Raw genomic sequence first — 5,298 nt, 5'->3', positions numbered from 1 at the left:
CGCGGCGACCGACCGGCGGATCGCTGCGCGACGGCTGGGACCTCGCCCGCGACCTGCGCGACCGGGGGGCGCTGCCCCCGCTGGGCGCGGAGGAGCTTGCCGTGCGGGAGGCGACCGACCGCTACGACGGCCACCGGCCGCCGCGGCCACGCCGCCTGCCCGGGTGGGGACGCGCCGGCGGCGCCGTCGCCGTGCAGGTCGCCGGTCGCGTACGCCTGCTGCGCCCCGCCCGCCGCTGAACCGGCCCGCCGCCCCCGGCTGGCGGATCCCGGCGCGTGCGGCAGGATCGTCGGCATGGATCTCGGACTGACCGATCGGGTGTACGTGTTGACCGGCGCCTCCCGCGGCCTGGGCTACGCGACCGCGCAGTGCCTCGTCGCCGACGGCGCCCGCGTGGTGCTCTCCGCCCGGGACGCCGACGCGGCGGCCGCCGCCGCGCAGCGCCTCGGCGGGCCGGAGCGGGCCGTCGGGGTGGCCGCCGACCTGGCCGACCCCGAGACGCCGCAGCGGCTGGTGGCGGCGGCCGGCGAACACTTCGGACGCCTCGACGGGGCGCTGGTGTCGGTGGGCGGGCCGCCGCCGGGCAGCGCCGCGTCGGTCACCGACGAGCAGTGGCGCCGCTCCTTCGAGACGGTCTTCCTGGGCACCGTCCGCGCGGTGCGGACGGTCGCCACCGCCCTGGCCGAGGGCGACGGCGGCGCGATCGGGCTGGTCCTGTCGACCTCGGTGCGTTCACCCCTGCCCGGGCTGGGCATCTCCAACGGCCTGCGGCCCGGCCTGGCTGGCATGGCCAAGGACGTCGCCGACGAGTACGGCCCCCGCGGCGTACGGGTGGTCGGGCTGCTGCCCGGGCGGATCATGACCGACCGCAACGTCGAGCTCTTCGCCGCCACCGGCGACCCCGAGCGGGCCCGCGCGGAGGCCGAGGCGGGCATCCCGCTGCGCCGCATCGGCGCCCCCGCCGAGTTCGGCCGCGTCGCCGCGTTCGTGCTCTCCCCCGCCGCGAGCTACCTCACCGGGGTCACCGTGCCGGTCGACGGCGGCGCGCTGCGGAGCCTGTAGTGGCCGGTACCCCCGCCCGGTCGGCCCCCGACTCCCCCGGCCGGCGGCGGGCCGGGGCGCAGGACGCGGCCGGGCGGCACCCGCGCCCCACCCGAGAGGAACTCGCCGCGGCGGCGCAACGCACCCTCCCCGACGTCATCGCACCGGGGCTCGACGTGCTCTTCGTCGGGATCAACCCGGGCCTGTGGTCGGCCGCGACCGGCTGGCACTTCGCCCGGCCCGGCAACCGGTTCTGGCCGGCGCTGCACCGGGGCGGCTTCACGCCCCGGCTGCTGCACCCGAGCGAGCAGCACGAACTGCCCGCCCTCGGCCTCGGCATCACCAACATGGTCGCGCGCGCCAGCGCCCGGGCCGACGAGCTGACCCCGGTCGAGCTGGTCGAGGGGGCGCGGATCCTCGCCGACAAGGTCGCGCGCCACCGGCCCCGGTGGGTCGCCGTGGTCGGGGTGACCGCGTACCGGATCGGGTTCGCGCGGCCGAAGGCCGCCTTCGGGCCGCAGCCGGAGCCGCTGGCCGGCGCCCGGCTCTGGGTGCTGCCCAACCCCAGCGGCCTGAACGCGCACTTCACCCCCGAGACGCTCGGCGCCGCGTTCGGGGAGTTGCGGGCGGCGGCCGCCGCCGGCTGAGACGTCAGTTGGCCGCGGCCGGGGGCAGCGCCTCGTCGGCGAGGTAGGGCCGCAGCGGCGGCACGGCCACCGGTTCGGGGCCGGTCGCGTCGCCGTACGGGGTGGGCGAGTCGGCGACCGCGAACTGGGTGCGGTACAGCTCGGCGTAGAGCCCGCCCACGGCGACCAGCTCGTCGTGCCGGCCCCGCTCGACGATCCGCCCGTCGTCGAGGACCAGGATCTGGTCGGCGTCGCGGACCGTGGAGAGCCGGTGGGCGATCACCAACGCCGTACGCCCGGTCAGCGCCACCGCGAGCGCCCGCTGCACCGCCGCCTCGCTCTCGGAGTCGAGGTGCGCGGTCGCCTCGTCGAGGATCACGATCGACGGGGCCTTGAGCAGCAGCCGGGCGATGGCGATGCGCTGCTTCTCGCCGCCGGAGAAGCGGTAGCCCCGCTCACCGACGAGGGTGTCGAGCCCTTCCGGCAGCGACCGGACCAGGTCGGCGACCTGGGCGCCGGCCAGGGCCGCCCAGATCTCGTCGTCCGTGGCGTCCGGCTTGGCGTAGCGCAGGTTCTCGGCGATGGTCTCGTGGAACAGGTGCGAATCCTGCGTGACCACGCCGATCTCGTCGCGCAGCGAGTCGAGGGTGGCGTCGCGGACGTCGACCCCGCCGACCAGCACCTGCCCGTCGGTGACGTCGTAGATCCGGGAGATCAGCATGGACAGCGTCGACTTGCCGGCGCCGGAGGGCCCCACCAGCGCCACCATCTGCCCCGGCTCGACGGCGAACGAGACGCCCTTGAGCACCGGCTCGTTGACCGTACGGTCCAGCGCGGCGACCTCCTCCAGCGAGGCCAGCGAGATCTCGGCGGCGCTCGGATAGCGGAACCGCACCCCGCGGAACTCCACCCGGCCGCTGCCGCGCGGCACCGGGACCGCGTCGGGCTTCTCCTCGATGGTGGGCCTGAGGTCGAGCACCTCGAAGACCCGGTCGAAGGAGACCAGCGCGCTCATCACGTCGACGCGCACGTTGGACAGCGCGGTCAGCGGGCCGTAGAGGCGGGTGAGCAGCAGCGCGAGGGTCACCACCGTGCCGGCGCTGACGTTGCCGGTGACGGCGAGCCAGCCGCCCAGGCCGTAGGTGAGCGCCTGGGCCAGCGAGGCGACCAGCAGCATCGCGACGAAGAACGTCCGCGAGTACATCGCGGACTGGATGCCGATGTCGCGGACCCGCTCGGCCCGCCCGGCGAACCGACGCGCCTCCACCTCGGGCCGGCCGAAGAGCTTCACCAGCAGCGCCCCCGACACGCCGAAGCGCTCGGTCATCGTCGCGTTCATCTTGGCGTCGAGGTTGTACGACTCCCGGGTGATCTCGGCGAGCCGCTTGCCGACCCGCCGGGCCGGGATGATGAACACCGGCAGCAGCACCAGCGACAGCGCCGTGATCTGCCAGGACAGGGTGAACATCACGGCGGCGGTGAGCACCAGCTGGATGACGTTGCTGACCACGCCCGACAGCGTCGACGTGAAGGCCCGCTGGGCGCCGAGCACGTCGTTGTTGAGCCGGCTGACCAGCGCGCCGGTCTGGGTGCGGGTGAAGAACTGCAGCGGCATCCGCTGGACGTGGTCGTAGACCCGGGTGCGCAGGTCGAGGATGATGCCCTCGCCGATGCGGGCCGAATACCACCGCTGGGCCAGCGACAGCAGCGCGTCGACCACCGCGAGCGCCGCGATGACCAGGGCGAGCCGGATCACCAGGTCGCCGGCCCCCGAGCCGCCCCGGCTGATCGCGTCGATCACGTCGCCGGCCAGCACCGGGGTGGCCACGCCGATGATCGCGGCCAGCACCACGGTCACCAGGAACACGACGATGTCCCGGCGGTAGGGCCGGGCGAACGCCACGATCCGGCGGGCCACGCCGCGCTTGAGCCGGTGGGTGGAGATCTCGTCGCGGCTGCGCATCGACCGGAGCATGCTCCAACCGGCCATGCCACCGCCGGACATCGGGTTGGACACGTTCACCTCCGGGTCGTCGGGTCGACCGCACCGTCAGGTCGATTCTCCCGACGACTCTGACAACCTCGGTCGTAACCCGGATCTTCCCGAACGGTCCTTACTATTCTCCCCGACCCGCGAGATCGCGCAGCCGACGGGCCTGCGCCTCACGCTCGGCCCGCTGCTGCTCGGCGGCGGACCGGCCGGCGGCACCGGCCAGCAGCGCCTTGATCTCCACCACCGCGTTGCGGTTGTTGGCCAGCAGCCCGGCGGTCAGGTCACGCACCGCGGCGTCCAGGTCGGCGTGCGGCACCACCAGGGTGGCCAGGCCGATCCGGTCCGCCTCGGCGGCGTCCATCCGCCGGCCGGTGGCGCAGATCTCCAGCGCGCGGCTGTAGCCGACCAGGTCGACCAGGCGCTTGGTGCCGGCGAGATCCGGCACCAGGCCGAGCGTCACCTCGGCCATGGAGAACTTCGCGTCCTCGGCGAGCACCCGCAGGTCGCAGGCGAGCGCCAGCTGGAAGCCGGCGCCGATCGCGTGACCCTGCACGGCGGCGACGGAGACGATGTCGGGCCGGTGCAGCCAGGTGAAGCCGCCCTGCATCGCGGCGATCCGGTCGGCGCACTCCTGCTCGGGCAGGGCGGCGAGCTCGGCGAAGGAGCCCGGCCCGGACGCGCCGGCCACCGTCAGGTCGAGGCCGGCGGAGAACGCCCGCCCCTCGCCGCGAACGACGACGACACGGACGTCGCCGGGAAGACTCCGGGCGAACTCGCTCATCGCGTGCCACATCGCCGGGGTCTGGGCGTTGAGCACGTCGGGCCGGCACAGCGTGACCGTCGCGACCGGCCCGTCGCACTCCAGCCGAACCCCGGTCGCCTCGGCGTTCACCGGGCGACCCGGGGCGCGGCGCTGGTGGACGACGCTGGTGGGCGGGTCACGCCTTCTTGCGGCGACGGGCGCCGCCGCGCTGCCGCAGCTGCACCCCGGACTCGGTGAGCACCCGGTGGATGAACCCGTAGGAACGGCCGGTCGAGGCCGCGAGCGCGCGGATGCTCTCACCCGAGGTGTACCGCTTTACCAGGTCCTTGGCGAGCGTCTGACGCTCGGCTCCGACGATCCGGCGACCCTTCTCAGTGCTGGTGGCTGTGCCAGTGGCTGCCATGCTGTGTCCTCACGTCCCAGACTGTGCGGTTCGGATACGGTCCCACCTATTAGACCGCCTCGAACGATCATGCGCCAGATATCAACTCTTCGCCAACCGACACGCTATGCATTGTCGTCTTCCCGATAGAGTGATCCTGCCGACCGAGGGGCCGGCCCCGCGCCGCCGCCCACGCGACCCCGCGGACGGGCGGCACCGGCGGACGGGCGGCACCGGCGGACGGGCGGCACCGGCAGACGGGCGGCACCGGCGGACGGCGGCACCGGCGGGTTGGTCGTACCCTCCCTGGGTGATCGACCTCCTCGGCACTGCGGCCGGCGCGGCGGTGGTGTTCGCCGCCACCGACGTCGACGACATCGTCATCCTGACGCTGCTCTTCGTCGCCGCCCGCACCACCGGCCGCCCCCGGCCCTGGCAGATCGTGGCCGGGCAGTACCTGGGCATCGGCGCGCTGGCGCTGGCCAGCGCGGTG

5 protein-coding genes and 2 pseudogenes are annotated in these 5,298 nt (G+C 74.6%); 4 read left to right on the top strand and 3 right to left on the bottom strand.

Annotated elements, in window-relative coordinates:
• The 3 genes and pseudogenes from ACWENR_RS29430 to mug form a co-directional block, all read left to right on the top strand.
• Positions 1-239, top strand: a pseudogene (locus tag ACWENR_RS29430) (hypothetical protein); the annotation flags it as partial.
• 55 nt (positions 240-294) lie between these two features.
• The gene (locus tag ACWENR_RS29425; RefSeq protein WP_452280205.1) at positions 295-1,062 is read left to right on the top strand and encodes an SDR family oxidoreductase; all 768 of its coding nucleotides are present in this window, start codon (positions 295-297) and stop codon (positions 1,060-1,062) included.
• Positions 1,062-1,688, top strand: coding sequence for a G/U mismatch-specific DNA glycosylase (gene mug / locus ACWENR_RS29420; protein ID WP_452280204.1), 627 nt, complete (start codon positions 1,062-1,064; stop codon positions 1,686-1,688). The genes ACWENR_RS29425 and mug overlap by 1 nt, the downstream gene beginning before the upstream one ends.
• 4 nt (positions 1,689-1,692) lie before the next feature.
• Here the strand turns inward: mug and ACWENR_RS29415 are convergent, their stop codons facing one another.
• The 3 genes from ACWENR_RS29415 to ACWENR_RS29405 all read right to left on the bottom strand — a co-directional run bounded on the left by ACWENR_RS29415 (position 1,693) and on the right by ACWENR_RS29405 (position 4,826).
• Complete coding sequence (locus ACWENR_RS29415) at positions 1,693-3,672, bottom strand: ABC transporter ATP-binding protein (RefSeq protein WP_452280206.1); 1,980 nt, start codon at positions 3,670-3,672, stop codon at positions 1,693-1,695.
• 112 nt (positions 3,673-3,784) lie between these two features.
• Positions 3,785-4,552, bottom strand: coding sequence for an enoyl-CoA hydratase/isomerase family protein (locus tag ACWENR_RS29410; protein ID WP_452280203.1), 768 nt, complete (start codon positions 4,550-4,552; stop codon positions 3,785-3,787).
• A gap of 46 nt (positions 4,553-4,598) precedes the next feature.
• Positions 4,599-4,826 carry a helix-turn-helix domain-containing protein gene (locus tag ACWENR_RS29405; RefSeq protein WP_007462679.1) on the bottom strand — a complete coding sequence of 76 codons (228 nt, stop codon included), beginning with the start codon at positions 4,824-4,826 and terminating at the stop codon, positions 4,599-4,601.
• Positions 4,827-5,115: 289 nt separating this feature from the next.
• On the opposite strand from ACWENR_RS29405, the pseudogene ACWENR_RS29400 reads away from it, so the two are divergent.
• Positions 5,116-5,298, top strand: a pseudogene (locus tag ACWENR_RS29400) (cadmium resistance transporter); the annotation flags it as partial.

This window comes from Micromonospora sp. NPDC004336, from assembly GCF_053602615.1.
This window is presented reverse-complemented; position numbering and strand designations above follow the sequence as displayed.